At 55.2% G+C, this 15,772-nt stretch carries 10 protein-coding genes, 1 tRNA gene and 1 pseudogene; 9 read left to right on the top strand and 3 right to left on the bottom strand.

Annotation, left to right across the window (positions count from 1 at the left end; genetic code table 11):
- Positions 1-11: 11 nt before the first annotated feature.
- The 5 genes from spoT to U9O48_RS00625 all read left to right on the top strand — a co-directional run bounded on the left by spoT (position 12) and on the right by U9O48_RS00625 (position 8,203).
- Positions 12-2,123 (top strand): bifunctional GTP diphosphokinase/guanosine-3',5'-bis pyrophosphate 3'-pyrophosphohydrolase, encoded by a 2,112-nt coding sequence (gene spoT, locus U9O48_RS00645; RefSeq protein ID WP_282492064.1) that lies wholly within the window; start codon positions 12-14, stop codon positions 2,121-2,123.
- 4 nt (positions 2,124-2,127) lie between these two features.
- Positions 2,128-2,817, top strand: coding sequence for a tRNA (guanosine(18)-2'-O)-methyltransferase TrmH (trmH, locus tag U9O48_RS00640; protein WP_282492065.1), 690 nt, complete (start codon positions 2,128-2,130; stop codon positions 2,815-2,817).
- A gap of 3 nt (positions 2,818-2,820) precedes the next feature.
- Positions 2,821-4,902: an ATP-dependent DNA helicase RecG gene (recG, locus tag U9O48_RS00635; RefSeq protein WP_324723305.1), complete on the top strand. Its 2,082-nt coding sequence runs from the start codon at positions 2,821-2,823 to the stop codon at positions 4,900-4,902.
- Positions 4,903-5,005: 103 nt separating this feature from the next.
- Positions 5,006-6,400, top strand: a complete 1,395-nt coding sequence (locus U9O48_RS00630) for a nucleobase:cation symporter-2 family protein (RefSeq protein WP_282492067.1) — start codon at positions 5,006-5,008, stop codon at positions 6,398-6,400.
- Positions 6,401-6,517: 117 nt separating this feature from the next.
- Positions 6,518-8,203 carry an AsmA family protein gene (locus tag U9O48_RS00625; RefSeq protein WP_324723304.1) on the top strand — a complete coding sequence of 562 codons (1,686 nt, stop codon included), beginning with the start codon at positions 6,518-6,520 and terminating at the stop codon, positions 8,201-8,203.
- A 432-nt stretch (positions 8,204-8,635) separates the two neighbouring features.
- On the opposite strand, the gene yicI is transcribed toward U9O48_RS00625, so the two are convergent.
- Complete coding sequence (gene yicI / locus U9O48_RS00620) at positions 8,636-10,954, bottom strand: alpha-xylosidase (protein WP_324723303.1); 2,319 nt, start codon at positions 10,952-10,954, stop codon at positions 8,636-8,638.
- Between the two features lie 12 nt (positions 10,955-10,966).
- Positions 10,967-12,361 (bottom strand): glycoside-pentoside-hexuronide family transporter, encoded by a 1,395-nt coding sequence (locus U9O48_RS00615; protein ID WP_282492117.1) that lies wholly within the window; start codon positions 12,359-12,361, stop codon positions 10,967-10,969.
- 281 nt (positions 12,362-12,642) lie between these two features.
- Between U9O48_RS00615 and U9O48_RS00610 the strand changes: the two genes are divergently transcribed.
- The 3 genes and pseudogenes from U9O48_RS00610 (at position 12,643) to U9O48_RS00600 (ending at position 14,843) form a co-directional block, all read left to right on the top strand.
- A tRNA-Sec gene (locus U9O48_RS00610) sits at positions 12,643-12,737 on the top strand.
- Between the two features lie 509 nt (positions 12,738-13,246).
- A pseudogene (locus U9O48_RS00605) lies at positions 13,247-13,936 on the top strand (retron St85 family effector protein); the annotation flags it as partial.
- On the top strand, positions 13,926-14,843 hold the full coding sequence (locus U9O48_RS00600) for a retron St85 family RNA-directed DNA polymerase (RefSeq protein WP_285151025.1): 918 nt from the start codon (positions 13,926-13,928) through the stop codon (positions 14,841-14,843). The pseudogene U9O48_RS00605 and the gene U9O48_RS00600, both read left to right, overlap by 11 nt.
- Before the next feature lie 3 nt (positions 14,844-14,846).
- Here U9O48_RS00600 and U9O48_RS00595 read toward each other — a convergent pair whose 3' ends face one another.
- Complete coding sequence (locus tag U9O48_RS00595; RefSeq protein WP_285151026.1) at positions 14,847-15,038, bottom strand: toxin-antitoxin system HicB family antitoxin; 192 nt, start codon at positions 15,036-15,038, stop codon at positions 14,847-14,849.
- A gap of 125 nt (positions 15,039-15,163) precedes the next feature.
- Here U9O48_RS00595 and U9O48_RS00590 point away from each other — a divergent pair, with 125 nt between their 5' ends.
- The gene (locus U9O48_RS00590; RefSeq protein ID WP_285151028.1) at positions 15,164-15,454 is read left to right on the top strand and encodes a SymE family type I addiction module toxin; all 291 of its coding nucleotides are present in this window, start codon (positions 15,164-15,166) and stop codon (positions 15,452-15,454) included.
- The last annotated feature ends 318 nt before the right edge of the window (positions 15,455-15,772 follow it).

Genomic DNA, 15,772 nt, shown 5'->3' with positions numbered 1-15,772 from the left:
GCGGGTCGCCCTTGTATCTGTTTGAAAGCCTGAATCAACTGATTCAAACCTACCTGCCTGAAGACCAGATTAAGCGTCTTCAGCAGGCGTATCTCGTTGCACGTGACGCTCACGAGGGCCAGACACGTTCAAGCGGTGAACCCTATATCACGCACCCGGTAGCGGTGGCCTGTATTCTGGCCGAGATGAAACTCGACTATGAAACGCTGATGGCCGCGCTGCTGCATGACGTGATCGAAGATACCCCCGCCACCTACCAGGATATGGAACAGCTGTTTGGCAAAAGCGTTGCCGAACTGGTGGAAGGGGTCTCTAAGCTTGATAAGCTGAAATTCCGCGATAAGAAAGAGGCGCAAGCCGAAAACTTCCGCAAGATGATTATGGCGATGGTGCAGGATATCCGCGTCATTCTCATCAAACTCGCTGACCGTACCCATAATATGCGCACGCTGGGCTCATTACGCCCGGATAAACGTCGCCGCATCGCGCGTGAAACCCTCGAAATTTATAGTCCGCTGGCACACCGTTTAGGTATCCATCACATTAAAACCGAGCTGGAAGAGCTGGGTTTTGAAGCGTTGTACCCGAACCGCTATCGTGTGATTAAAGAGGTGGTCAAAGCCGCGCGCGGCAACCGTAAAGAGATGATTCAAAAAATCCTCTCTGAAATCGACGGGCGTTTGCAGGAAGCGGGAATTCCGTGTCGCGTAAGCGGCCGCGAAAAACATCTCTACTCTATCTACTGCAAAATGGTGCTCAAAGAGCAGCGTTTTCACTCGATCATGGACATCTACGCGTTCCGCGTCATCGTTCATGATTCTGACACCTGCTACCGCGTGCTCGGCCAAATGCACAGCCTGTACAAACCGCGTCCAGGGCGCGTCAAAGACTACATCGCCATTCCAAAAGCGAACGGCTATCAATCTTTGCACACCTCGATGATCGGGCCACACGGCGTGCCTGTTGAGGTGCAAATCCGCACCGAAGACATGGACCAGATGGCGGAAATGGGTGTTGCTGCGCACTGGGCTTATAAAGAGCACGGTGAAACCAGCACCACCGCACAAATCCGCGCCCAGCGCTGGATGCAAAGCCTGCTTGAACTCCAGCAGAGCGCCGGGAGTTCGTTTGAATTTATCGAGAGCGTTAAATCCGATCTCTTCCCGGATGAGATTTACGTTTTCACGCCAGAAGGGCGCATCGTCGAGCTGCCTGCTGGCGCCACGCCGGTCGACTTCGCTTATGCAGTGCACACCGATATCGGCCATGCCTGCGTAGGCGCACGCGTCGACAGGCAACCTTATCCGCTGTCGCAGCCGCTCACCAGCGGTCAGACAGTCGAAATCATTACCGCACCGGGCGCTCGCCCGAATGCCGCATGGCTTAACTTCGTCGTCAGCTCCAAAGCGCGCGCGAAGATCCGCCAACTGCTGAAAAACCTGAAACGTGACGATTCCGTCAGCCTTGGCCGTCGCCTGCTCAACCATGCGTTGGGTGGCAGCCGCAAGCTGGCCGAAATTCCGCCAGAGAACATTCAGCGAGAGCTGGAGCGCATGAAGCTCGCCTCGCTTGACGATCTGCTGGCAGAAATCGGTCTCGGCAACGCCATGAGCGTCGTGGTCGCGAAGAACCTGCAGCAAGGCGAAGCCTCCGTTGCGCAGCCTACGACGCAGGGCCACGGTCATCTGCCAATTAAAGGCGCTGATGGCGTGCTGATCACCTTCGCCAAATGCTGCCGACCGATTCCAGGCGATCCGATCATCGCCCACGTCAGCCCTGGTAAAGGTCTGGTTATCCACCACGAGTCCTGCCGTAACATCCGTGGCTATCAGAAAGAGCCCGAGAAGTTCATGGCCGTTGAGTGGGATAAAGAGACCGAGCAGGAATTTATCACCGAAATTAAGGTGGATATGTTCAACCACCAGGGCGCACTGGCGAACCTGACAGCGGCGATTAACACGGCCACTTCCAACATTCAGAGCCTGAATACGGAAGAAAAAGATGGCCGCGTCTATAGCGCGTTCATTCGCCTGACCGCGCGCGATCGTGTGCATCTGGCGAATATTATGCGCAAAATTCGCGTGATGCCGGACGTCATTAAAGTCACCCGTAACCGAAATTAGTGACATGAGATCTGAACGTTATGAACGTATCTGTGAGATGCTCGCCAGACGTCAGCCCGATCTGACGGTGTGTATGGAGCAGGTCCATAAACCTCATAACGTCTCCGCCATCGTCCGCACCGCGGATGCCGTTGGCGTGCATGAAGTTCACGCCGTCTGGCCGAGTAAAAACATGCGCACCATGGCCTCCAGCGCGGCCGGGAGCAACAGCTGGGTGACGGTCAAAACCCATCCCACGATTGCCGACGCCGTTGCAGAGCTGAAAGGCAGCGGCATGCAGATCCTCGCCACCCATCTTTCCGATAAAGCCGTCGATTTCCGCGAGATTGATTACACCCGTCCCACCTGCATTCTGATGGGTCAGGAGAAAACCGGGATCACTCAGGAAGCGTTAGAGCTGGCGGATCAGGACATCATCATCCCGATGATCGGTATGGTGCAGTCGTTGAACGTCTCCGTCGCCTCGGCGCTGATTCTGTATGAAGCCCAGCGCCAGCGCCAAAACGCGGGGATGTACGAGCGTGAAAACAGCATGCTCCCGGAAGACGAGCAGCAGCGCCTGCTGTTTGAAGGCGGTTATCCGGTGCTGGCTCGCGTGGCAAAACAGAAGCAACTCCCTTATCCCCACGTCAACGCGCAGGGCGAAATCGAAGCCGATGCCGCGTGGTGGTCCACCATGCAGTTTGCAGGCTAATCCATGAAAGGCCATCTGCTTGATGCCGTTCCGCTCAGCTCCTTAACGGGCGTGGGCGCAGCGCAAAGCAGCAAGCTGGCGAAGATCGGCCTGCACACCGTGCAAGATTTACTTCTGCACCTCCCTCTGCGCTATGAAGACCGCACACAGCTTTACGCCATCGGCGATTTGCTGCCCGGCATCTACGCCACCGTGGAAGGCGAGGTGCTGAACAGCAGCATCACATTCGGCGGTCGCCGGATGATGACCTGTCAGATCAGCGACGGCTCCGGCATTCTCACCATGCGTTTTTTCAACTTCAACGCAGCGATGAAAAACAGTCTCGCCGCCGGTCGACGCGTGCTGGCCTACGGCGAAGCCAAACGTGGTAAGTACGGCGCGGAGATGATCCACCCGGAATACCGCGTGCAGGGCGATCTGAGTACGCCTGAACTCCAGGAGACGCTGACGCCGGTTTACCCCACGACGGAAGGCATCAAGCAGGCTACGCTGCGCAAGCTGACCGATCAGGCGCTTGAGCTGCTCGATACCTGTGCCATCGCCGAACTGCTGCCGCCTGAGCTGGCGCAGGGCATGATGAGCCTGCCGGAAGCGATCCGCACATTGCACCGCCCACCGCCGTCCTTACAGCTGAGCGATTTAGAGAGCGGTCAACATCCGGCCCAGCGGCGGCTTATCCTTGAAGAATTACTGGCCCATAACCTGAGCATGCTGGCGCTTCGCGCGGGTGCCCAGCGTTTTCATGCCCAACCCCTTCCTGCCCGTGATGATTTAAAAGATAAGCTGCTGGCCTCCCTGCCGTTCAAGCCGACTAACGCCCAGGCGCGAGTCACCGCCGAGATCGAACGCGATATGGCGCTCGACGTGCCGATGATGCGCCTGGTGCAGGGTGATGTCGGTTCCGGTAAAACCCTGGTTGCTGCCCTCGCGGCACTGCGCGCCATCGCAAACGGCAAGCAGGTGGCGCTGATGGCGCCGACTGAACTGCTCGCCGAGCAGCACGCCAACAACTTCCGCAACTGGTTTGCGCCTCTGGGTGTCGAGGTCGGCTGGCTGGTCGGGAAGCAAAAAGGCAAAGCGCGTCTTGCGCAGCAGGAAGCGATCGCCAGCGGTCAGGTGCAGATGATTGTCGGCACCCACGCCATATTCCAGGAACAGGTGCAGTTTAACGGCCTTGCGCTGGTGATCATCGACGAACAGCACCGCTTTGGCGTGCATCAGCGTCTGGCGCTGTGGGAGAAAGGGCTGCAGCAGGGCTTCCATCCGCATCAGCTGATCATGACCGCGACCCCGATTCCGCGCACCCTGGCGATGACCGCCTATGCCGATCTGGATACCTCGACCATCGACGAACTGCCGCCAGGCCGTACACCGGTCACCACTGTGGCGATTCCGGATACCCGTCGCAGTGAGATTATCGAGCGCGTGCGCAACGCCTGTACGCACGAAGGCCGTCAGGCGTACTGGGTGTGTACCTTGATTGAAGAGTCCGACCTGCTGGAAGCCCAGGCGGCAGAGGCCACGTGGGAAGAGCTCAAGCTGGCGCTACCCGAGCTGAACGTCGGGCTGGTGCATGGCCGCATGAAGCCTGCTGAGAAACAGGCCGTGATGCAGGCATTCAAGCAGGGCGAGCTGCATTTGCTGATCGCCACGACGGTCATCGAAGTGGGCGTAGATGTGCCTAATGCCAGCCTGATGATTATCGAAAACCCGGAGCGACTGGGTCTTGCGCAACTCCACCAGCTGCGTGGCCGCGTCGGACGTGGTGCGGTGGCGTCCCACTGCGTATTGCTCTTCAAATCCCCGCTTTCCAAAACGGCGCAAATGCGACTGCAAGTCTTGCGCGACAGCAACGACGGCTTTGTCATTGCGCAAAAAGATCTCGAGATCCGCGGTCCCGGCGAACTGTTAGGCACGCGCCAGACCGGCAACGCCGAATTCAAAGTCGCGGATCTGCTGCGTGACCAGGCGATGATCCCCGAAGTTCAGCGCCTTGCGCGTTACATTCACGAGCGCCATTCCGCGCAGGCAGCCGCATTGATCGAGCGCTGGATGCCGGAAACCGAGCGTTATTCCAACGCCTGATAAACACTGCCAGAAACAGTTTGTATAATTTATAAATGCAATCGTTTGCTTTTACCATCCGGTCAGCTAAAATGCCCGCTTTTCCACCGTGGGATTGCCGCCGATGTCCGTTAACGCCGTAGAGTCTCCTGATGCGCAACCGATTGCGCCGACTCAGCATAATAGTGAATTAATCTACCGTCTTGAAGATCGCCCACCGCTGGCGCAAACCCTGTTTGCCGCATGTCAGCACTTACTCGCGATGTTCGTGGCGGTTATTACGCCTGCCCTGCTGATCTGCCAGGCGCTCGGTTTACCGGCTCAGGACACACAGCACATCATCAGCATGTCCCTGTTCGCCTCTGGCGTTGCCTCCATTATCCAGATTAAAGCCTGGGGTCCGGTCGGTTCAGGTTTACTGTCGATTCAGGGCACCAGCTTTAACTTCGTTGCGCCGCTGATCATGGGCGGCACCGCGCTGAAAACCGGCGGCGCAGATGTACCAACGATGATGGCCGCCCTGTTTGGCACATTGATGCTGGCCAGCTGCACGGAAATGGTCATCTCCCGCGTTCTGCACCTGGCGCGCCGCGTGATTACTCCGCTGGTCTCCGGCGTGGTGGTGATGATTATCGGCCTGTCGCTGATTCAGGTCGGCCTGACGTCCATCGGCGGCGGCTATGCGGCGATGAGCGACCATACCTTCGGCGCACCGAAAAACCTGCTGCTGGCGGGCGTGGTGCTGGCGATTATTATCCTGCTTAACCGTCAGCGTAACCCGTACCTGCGCGTCGCCTCGCTGGTGATTGCCATGGCCGCCGGGTATCTGATGGCGTGGGCGCTCGGCATGCTGCCGGAAAACACCGCGCCGACCAACAGCCCGCTAATCATGGTCCCGACGCCGCTGTATTACGGCTTAGGCATCGACTGGAACCTGCTCCTGCCGCTGATGCTGGTGTTCATGATCACCTCCCTGGAAACCATCGGCGACATCACCGCGACGTCTGACGTCTCCGAGCAGCCGGTCTCTGGCCCGCTGTACATGAAGCGTCTGAAAGGCGGCGTGCTGGCGAACGGCCTGAACTCCTTTGTCTCCGCCGTGTTCAACACCTTCCCGAACTCCTGCTTCGGCCAGAACAACGGCGTGATCCAGTTGACCGGCGTCGCCAGCCGCTACGTAGGCTTCGTCGTCGCGTTGATGCTGATCGTGCTCGGCCTGTTCCCGGCGGTGAGTGGCTTTGTGCAGCACATTCCGGAACCGGTTCTGGGCGGCGCAACGCTGGTGATGTTCGGGACGATTGCGGCATCTGGCGTGCGCATCGTGTCGCGCGAGCCGCTGAACCGTCGTGCGATCATGATTATCGCGCTGTCTCTGGCCGTCGGCCTGGGCGTGTCTCAGCAGCCGCTGATCCTGCAGTTCGCCCCTGACTGGGTGAAAAACCTGCTCTCCTCCGGCATCGCCGCGGGCGGTATCACTGCGATTGTACTGAACCTCGTCTTCCCGCCTGAAAAGAACTGATCCCCGTCACGGCAGGCCTCGCGCCTGCCGTGAAACCGAATTACACCATTCCTGCCTTGAGGATTGCGCATAAATCGTGCATAACTCCTCTATGTGCGTTTGACGGGATGGAAGACCATGAAATTTATTGGAAAGCTGCTGATCTGGATTTTGATTGCGGTGCTGATCGCAATCCTGGCACTGTATATCCTCGTGCAGACCCGCTGGGGCGCGTCGCAGGTAAGCAGCTGGATCACGGTGAATACCGACTACGAACTCAACTTCGACCTGATGGATCACCGCTTTTCCTCCCCGTCGCACATCATCCTCGAGAACGTCACTTTTGGCCGGGATGGCAAACCCGCCACGCTGGTCGCGAAGAAAGTCGATATTGGCCTGAGCAGCCGACAAATCACCGATCCGCTGCACATGGACACCATCACCCTGCACGACGGTACGTTAAATCTCTCCCCGCAGACGGCCCCGCTCCCCTTCCAGGCCGACCGTCTGCAGCTGAACAATATGGCGTTTAACAGCCCGAATACCGAATGGGACCTGAGCGCGCAAAAAGTGACGGGCGGCGTCAGCCCCTGGGAACCGAAGGCGGGCAAGGTGCTGGGTAATAAGGCGCAGATCCAGATGAGCGCCGGGTCGCTGACCCTCAACGGCATGCCCACCAGCAACGTGCTGATTCAGGGCGAGCTGAACGGCAATGAAGTGGTGCTGAGTACTATCGGCGCGGACATGGCGCGCGGCTCCCTGACCGGCACCGCGCGGCGCAATGCCGACGGCGGATGGGTGATCGACACCATGCGTCTGAACGACATTCGTCTGCAAAGTGATAAATCATTAGCGGATTTCTTCGCACCGATCACCACGCTGCCGTCGTTACAGATTGGTCGTCTGGAAGTGACCGACGCGCGTCTGCAAGGCCCGGACTGGGCGGTGACCGATCTCGACCTGAGCCTGCGCAACCTGACTCTGAGCAAAGGCGACTGGCAGAGCCAGGACGGGCGTCTGTCGATGAACGCCAGCGAGTTTATCTACGGTTCGCTGCATCTTTTTGACCCGATTCTGAACGCTGAATTCTCGCCGCAGGGCGTGGCGCTGCGCCAGTTCACATCCCGCTGGGAAGGCGGCATGGTGCGCACCTCCGGCAACTGGCTGCGCAACGGTAAAGCCCTCGTGCTGGACGACGTCGCCGTCGCCGGACTCGAATATACGCTGCCACAGAACTGGAAAACCCTGTGGATGGAGCCGCTGCCGGAGTGGCTCAACGGCGTCACCCTGAAAAAGTTCGGCCTGAGCCGCAACCTGGTGATTGATATCGATCCGGCATTCCCGTGGCAGGTCACTTCCCTCGATGGTTATGGTGCCAACCTCCAGTTGGCGAAAGATCGCCAGTGGGGCGTGTGGGGCGGCAATGCGACGCTGAACGGCGCCGCCGCTACCTTTAACCGCGTGGACGTGCGACGTCCGTCGATGGCGCTCGCCGCGAATGCCTCGACGGTGAATATCACGGAGCTGAGCGCCTTTACTGAGAAAGGCATTCTGGAAGCGACGGGGACGGTTTCACAGCTGCCGCAGCGTCAGACCACGATCAGCCTGAACGGTCGCGGTGTGCCGCTGAACGTGCTGCAACAGTGGGGCTGGCCTGCGCTGCCGGTGAGTGGCGACGGCAACATCCAACTGACCGCCAGTGGGAGCGTGCAGGATAAAGCGCCGCTAAAACCGACGGTGAACGGGAAATTGAAGGCGGTGAATATGGATAAGCAGCAGGTCGAGCAGACGATGGTAGGTGGCGTGGTTTCAACGGCCCCGTAGGCCCGGTAAGCGCAGCGCCACCGGGCGATTTCAGCTTCGGGTGCCAACAACAAAGCCGGGTGGCGGCTTCGCCTTACCCGGCCTACAAAATCAAACGCCGAACCGTAGGCCCGCTAAGTGCAGCATCACCGGGCGATTTCAGCCTCGGGTGCCAACAAAAAAGCCGGGTGGAGGCTTCGCCTTACCCGGCCTACAAAACCAAACTCCGAACCGTAGGCCCGGTAAGCGCAGCGCCACCGGGCGATTTCAGCCTCGGGTGCCAACCAAAAAGCCGGGTGGCGGCTTCGCCTTACCCGGCCTACAAAATCAAACTCCGAACCGTAGGCCCGGTAAGCGCAGCGCCACCGGGCAACAAACCGCAGAAAAATCCCCTCGAGCACCGAACAAATCCCCTCGCCCCGTTGGGGAGAGGGTTAGGGTGAGGGGAAAATCTTACAGCCGAATCACCACCTCACTCCCCTGCGCTTTCACCACCACGCCCCATTCGCTGCCTGCATGTGACCCGCCTTTGACGCCCGCGATCTGCTGCACGTTACGCAAACAGATCGACCACCCCTGCGCATTACCTTCGCCTTTGACCATCACCGTATCGCCCAGGCGGGACGCCGTCAGCGTAAACACCACCGAACCGTCCGCCGCTGGCACTTCGCTCACCGCCGTACACCCGTCGGCCAGGTTAAACAGCTGGAACGCCGTCCCTTCGTGCCACGCGTAATCCGGTTTCTGGCTGTTGTTGCCGAGCGCCAGCAGAGTGTTTTCACGCACATACACCGGCAGACTCTGGAAGTCGTGCTGCTGCTTATGCCAGCGGCTGCCCTGCACGTCGTCGTTATGCCACAGGTGCGTCCAGCGCCCTTCTGGCAGATAGAACTGCACGTCACCCGCCTCGCTAAACACCGGTGCCACCATCATCGCGTCGCCGAGCATGTACTGCCGGTCCAGATAATCGCACGCCGGATCGTCCGGGAACTCGAGCATCATCGCACGCAGCATCGGCGTACCCACCTCGCGGGCCAGCGCCGCCTGACGATACAGATACGGCATCATCCGGCATTTCAGCTGGGTGAAGTGGCGCACCACGTCGCAGGACTCGTCATCGTACGCCCACGGCACACGGTAGGATTTACTCCCGTGCAGGCGGCTATGGCTGGAGAACAATCCGAACGCGCACCAGCGTTTATACACATGGGCAGGCGCGGTGTTCTCGAACCCGCCGATATCGTGGCTCCAGAAGCCAAAGCCCGACAGCCCAATCGACAGCCCACCGCGCAGGCTTTCGGCCATCGATTCGTAGTTCGCGTAGCAGTCGCCGCCCCAGTGCACCGGGAACTTCTGCGCACCTACGGACGCCGAGCGCGCAAACAGCACCGCCTCCTCTTCGCCCACCGTCTCTTTCAGCACGTCCCACACCAGCTCGTTATAGATATAAGCGTAGTGGTTGTGCATCTTCTGCGGATCGGACCCGTCGTGCCACACCACATCCGTCGGAATACGCTCGCCGAAATCGGTCTTGAAGCAGTCGACGCCAATATCCACCAGGCCTTTCAGCTTGTCGGCGTACCACTGGCAGGCTTCCGGGTTAGTGAAGTCATAGATCGCCAGCCCCGGCTGCCATTTGTCCCACTGCCACACGGAGCCGTCCGCGCGTTTCAGGAGATACCCCTTCTCTTTCAGCTCGTTAAACACCGGCGATTTCTGGCCGATGTACGGGTTGATCCACACGCAGACTTTCAGCCCTTTGTCCTTCAGGCGACGAATCATCCCTTCCGGGTCCGGGAAGGTCACCGGATCCCACTCGAAGTCGCACCACTGGAAGGCTTTCATCCAGAAGCAGTCGAAGTGGAAGACGTGCAGCGGCAGATCGCGCTCGGCCATGCCGTCGATAAAGCTGTTAACCGTCGCTTCGTCATAGTTAGTCGTGAACGAGGTGGTGAGCCACAGGCCGAACGACCACGCAGGCGGCAGCGCCGGGCGGCCGGTGAACTGCGTATAGCGATTCAGAACCTCTTTCGGCGTCGGTCCGTCGATCACGAAATATTCCAGATACTCGCCCGCCACGCTGAACTGCACTTTGGAGACTTTCTCCGAACCCACTTCAAACGACACGTTTTCCGGATGGTTCACCAGCACGCCGTACCCGCGGTTGGTCAGGTAGAACGGAATATTTTTATAGGACTGTTCGGTGCTGGTCCCGCCGTCGCGGTTCCAGGTTTCAACCGTCTGTCCGTTGCGCACCAGGGCAGTAAAGCGCTCGCCGAGGCCATACACTGCCTCGCCGACGCCCAGATCCAGGCGCTCGAACATGTAGTTGCTGTCGGTATTCCCATCCTGCACGTAGCCGTTGTTTTTCAGCTGACTGCCGGTAATGCGCTGCCCGTCGCGCAGGAAATCCAGCGCCCAGAACTCCCCTTTGGTGACGCGCACACTGATGTTGCCGCTTTTCAGCTCGGCAAATTCCGCCGTGTTTTCAATCTGAACGTTGACGTCTTTCAGAACGTTCAGCGAATAGTGCGGCCCCTTGTCCAGCGCGCCCTGGAAGTGCTCGATGCGCACACCGACGATGCCTTCCTGCGGCGAGAACAGGCGGACCGTAAACATCAATGTGTCGAGCTGCCAGGTGCGCTCGCGCACGTCGCGCGGGGCGACGTACACCACCAGGTCTTTACCCTGTTGCTCCACGTCGAACACCTGCACCGGGTAGGTCACGTTCAGACCCGGCTGAATGAGCCAGTTTCCGTCACTAATTTTCATGCTTTGATCCTCTTAGTTCTGCAATTCTTTGCTGACCGGCAGGGTTTCAAACTCCTGCTGGTTGCGGCGCGCGCCCTGCGCCAGCTCGCCCATGATTTTGGTCAGGAACGGGGTTTTCAGCGTGTAGTAGCGTTTGGCGACGATGGCGCTCAGCACGTAGCAAGCTGCCGGGGCCAGGGTAAACAGGCCGATGATGATACTGATGGTGGTGCTGTTCTGGGTTTTGGCTGCGGCATCGTAGCCACCGCCTGCCAGCATCCAGCCGATCAGCGCGCCGCCCAGCGCCAGGCCGAGCTTCAGCACGAACAGTGTGCCCGCAAAGCTAATACCGGTCAGGCGTTTGCCGTTGGTCCATTCGCCGTAATCGACGGTATCGGACATCATCACCCACTGGATTGGCGTCACCAGCTGGTGCAGCACGCCGATCACGAAGATGAAGCTGAACATCATCATCGTGGCATGCATCGGCACGAAGAACATCGCCACGCTCGCCACCGCCAGCAGGGCGTTGGTCCACCAGAAGATGCTGACTTTGCATTTCCAGTCGGTGAGCGGTTTAGCCAGCGCAGAGCCGATCAGGTTGCCGACGCAGTAGGTGGTGAGGAACGCGACGAACACTTCCGGCGAGCCCATGATCCAGGTGCAGTAGTACATCATCGCGCCGCCGCGCACGCAGACGGCGAGGATGTTGAGAATGGTGAGTACGCCGACGATGCGCCACTGGTCGTTGTGCCAGATGTCGCGCAGATCTTCACGCATGGAGGTGGTACTCGGCGGCACCTGGATGCGCTCTTTGGTGGTGAAGAAGCAGAACGCCAGCATCAGGAACGCAACCACCGATAGCACGGCAATCCCGCCCTGGAAGCCAAAGGCTTTGTCTTCGCCGCCAATCAGTTTCACCAGCGGCATCATCAGCACCGTGGAGAGCATGCCGCCCGCCGTCGCCAGCACAAAGCGCCAGGACTGCAGGGAGATGCGCTGCGTCGGATCGTTGGTAATCACGCCGCCGAGGGCGCAGTAAGGGATGTTGACCACGGTATAGAGCAGGGTCAGCAGCGTGTAAGTGATGGCGGCATAGATCATTTTGCCGTTCAGGCTGAGGTCCGGCGTGGTGTACGCCAGCACGCAGACGATGCCAAACGGGATGGCACCGAACAAAATCCACGGACGGAATTTCCCCCAGCGGCTGCGGGTACGGTCGGCGAGCAGACCCATGCACGGGTCGGAAATCGCATCCAGCGCACGCGCCAGCAGGAACATGGTGCCGACAAACCCGGCGGGGATACCGAAAATATCGGTATAGAAAAACATCATATACAACATGACGTTATCAAAGATGATATGGCTGGCGGCATCTCCCATGCCGTAGCCTATCTTTTCCTTCACAGACAATATTTCGCTCATTATTTTTATCCTTGGACGCTGTAGGGGCGCTGATACCGGTTGCAGATGTTGTAAACCATCCCTGGTGGAGCGGATATTCTGTTTTCTGGTTAGCTGCTTACGATTCTTCTCTTTTGTGATCGCCGTAGAAGTTGCAGAAAAAATCTAACCTCAGGATTTTCTTAGGTTTTAAGTCGGGAGGGGGATGCAGGTCAAAGCAGGGGTGAAAAAAAGATGCGAAAGGATGGGGTAAATGCCTGAAAGTAGCTATAATGCGCACCGCCTCCATGTAGCAATCGAGGCGCGGAAGATCGTCATCTCCGGTGAGGTGGCTGGATTTCAAATCCAGTTGGGGACGCCAGCGTTCCCGGGCAGGTTCGACTCCTGTGATCTTCCGCCAATAGTTAACATCCTACATTCATCATCATCCTCTCTACATTTCGTAAAACACTCCTAACATTCATGGCCATATCTAATAAATCAGGCTTTGATGTCATTTTTTTATATGCTAGGGTGTATTACCCTTAGTTAGAAAGCATATTGCATGCTTTCTTGTGGTTGGTGTATAGCCGACCCGGTAAAGTTGTTTGGTTTCTCACCGCAAGATCGTAAACCGTCCCCCGGACGCTTCACGAGCTCGCGCTTCGTGGCCTGTGTAAGGGACTAACATGTGGATTAACCATCCAAAGTATAAAAATGCTCGCAAAGATTTTATTGATAATTTCTCAGCGAGTGAACTTAACCAACTTAGTTATTCTCTTCCGAAGATATTATTTATCTGCGGTGGTGAAGAGAAGACATGTCGGAATCGAAGTACGCTAGAGCACTATATAAAGAAGCATCATAAAGAATATTTAACTTTCCGAGCCGAACTTGCTTGGGAGGTAATAAGCAAGTAAAAATGTAAATGCATTGGCTTTAGAGGAATGGTTAGCCGATTTTTCTGATATCGTTATCATTCTTGTTGAGAGTTATGGTACTGTCGCTGAATTAGGTGCATTTTCATTAAGTAATGGATTAAGGAAAAAACTACTCCCAATACTTGATAAAAGATTTGAGAGAGACTTATCATTTATTAATACTGGTCCTGTAATGTGGGTTAACAACGACTCAAAATTTAACCCGGCAATTTACACAGACTTTTCTACCATCCTCACATGCATTCCAGAAATAAATGATAGATTATCAAGAAAATTTAGATCTTCATTTTCTGAAGAAAACACATACGGTAAATACAGATATTCCCCTAAAGTGCTTCTATTTTTTCTTCTTTACGTAATTGCATCATTAGGGCCAATACCGTCTAAAGAAATAGCCACGTTAACTACTGAGATAATCGAATTCAAAGAAAAAAATAGAGGAAGAGACACTATCAGCTTTATGCTTTCACTGGGGATTGCATTAGGCCTTTTCAAAATATCATGGCAGGATGATACCCCTTATTATTCATGTATTGATTTCGATAAATTTTTTAATCATGAAACTACAAAAAAACTGTTAGAGAGTATATTAAAAAGCCGAGCCAGAGCATTATCAGATCTTGTCCTTATTAAATCTTTCAAAAATGAATTGCGCATGGTGATGAAAAATGCTTCTTAACTATCTATCAAGTAGTTTAATTCTTACTCCGGAGTTTATTGACCATATCGCTTGTTCTGCAAACGAAAGTTATAACAAATTTAGCATAACTAAAACAAATGGTAAAAGTAGAGTTGTATACCAACCGCAAAAAGAACTTAAATTATTACAACGCGTGTTACATGATGACTTTTTAAAAAAAATAATCCCACATCCGTCATGCACAGCATATAGAGATGGCGCATCAATTTATAAAAATGCGTACTTACATAAAGAAAACAAGTATTTATTACGCTTAGACTTTGTCGATTTCTTTAAATCTATCACGTCCAATGATATATTTCTATATCTTAGGGATAACTCTAAAACATTTCATTCTGATTGGACTGAAGAAGACTCTGAATTATTTTTAAAAATTGTATGTTACAAAGGGCGTCTCACCATGGGAAGTGTTACTGCGCCTGCCGTATCTAACCTAGTTTGTTGGCATCTAGACGAGAAAATATCTGAACTATGTTCTGTAAAAGGAGTTACATATAGTCGGTACTCTGATGATATGTATTTCTCTACTAATAAAGAAAATGTGCTACTATCTATTACATCATCAATCATAAATATCATAAGAAGCATTGAATACCCCAAACATCTTATAATAAACAGTTCAAAAACTAAACACTCGTCTAAAAAAAGAAAAATGTCTGTTACAGGACTAACTTTAACTAACGACAATAAAATATCCTTAGGCAGAGATAAAAAGAGAGAAATCAGAAGTCTTGTATACAAATGGAATGATTTGGATATTGGAAAAAAGAAGTATCTTCAAGGCTATCTTTGTTATTGCGCTAGTGTTGAACCAACATTTATTAATAGCTTATGCATTAAATTTGGTTCTGCAATAATCAGTCAAATACAGAAATATATCCCCTAACTACTAACCATTGGGGTCAATGCCTTTATTCCTCAGCGCCTCCCTCGCCAGCTCCTTTAACCAGCTGGCGAGACTCACCCCTTCCTCAGCCGCCACAGCATCCAGCTGTTCCTTTAATGCCGGATCAATACGCATTTTAAACTGCGGAGATTGTCCGCCGCCTTTTGGTTTTTTATCGCGCGCTATGATTGACATGGGGCCACCTATCCATTTACTCTAAATCAAATTAGGAGGCCACCTAAACCTCCTTTTAAACAACGCTTCGATGTGCGGGAACACAAGCGAAGCGTCTAACCTCACCAACTATCAAGGAGTTGATTATGGCTGATTCGCATTCTACCCCAGACACCACCGCCACCGGAACTGAGCGCACGATAATTGTGGGATATCGTCCAAATGTTCACGACAAAACCACGCCCAACATCATGCTTTCCGGCAAATGGCTACGAGCCGCAGGGTTTGAAACCGGGCAACAGGTGACGGTCAAAGTCATGGACGGGTGCATTGTTCTGGTGGCGTACAGCGAGCAGGAACAGCGGTTGCTGGATGAATTAAAACAGGCGCAGGCGAAGTTGAAAGGGATTGAGGGGGCGTTGGTTGGGGTGCATTAGGTTTGGTGCGGGGTTTTCCCCTCACCCTAACCCTCTGCCCAAAAGGGAGAGGGGACTGAACGTGCAAATTTGTTACAGCGAGGCACCGTCGGTTTTGTAGGCTGGGTAAGCGAAGCGCCACCCGGCAATCACAGCACGCTTTAACGTAAAATCGACTCAAAGAACCAAGGCAAATATGCAGCTTAATCGCCGCATGTTCCCCCTCACCCTAACCCTCTCCCTCAAGGGAGAGGGGACCGATCGAGCACAGCAATGTGACTCCTGGACGCGGCGCACAACTTACAGCGATGCCCTGGTCCGGCTGTAAATCGCTGAGTC

The sequence above is a fragment of the Lelliottia sp. JS-SCA-14 genome, assembly GCF_035593345.1.
GTDB lineage: Bacteria > Pseudomonadota > Gammaproteobacteria > Enterobacterales > Enterobacteriaceae > Enterobacter > Enterobacter wanjuensis.
The sequence above is the reverse complement of the archived record's forward strand: the minus strand, read 5'-3'. Positions and strand labels throughout refer to the sequence as shown.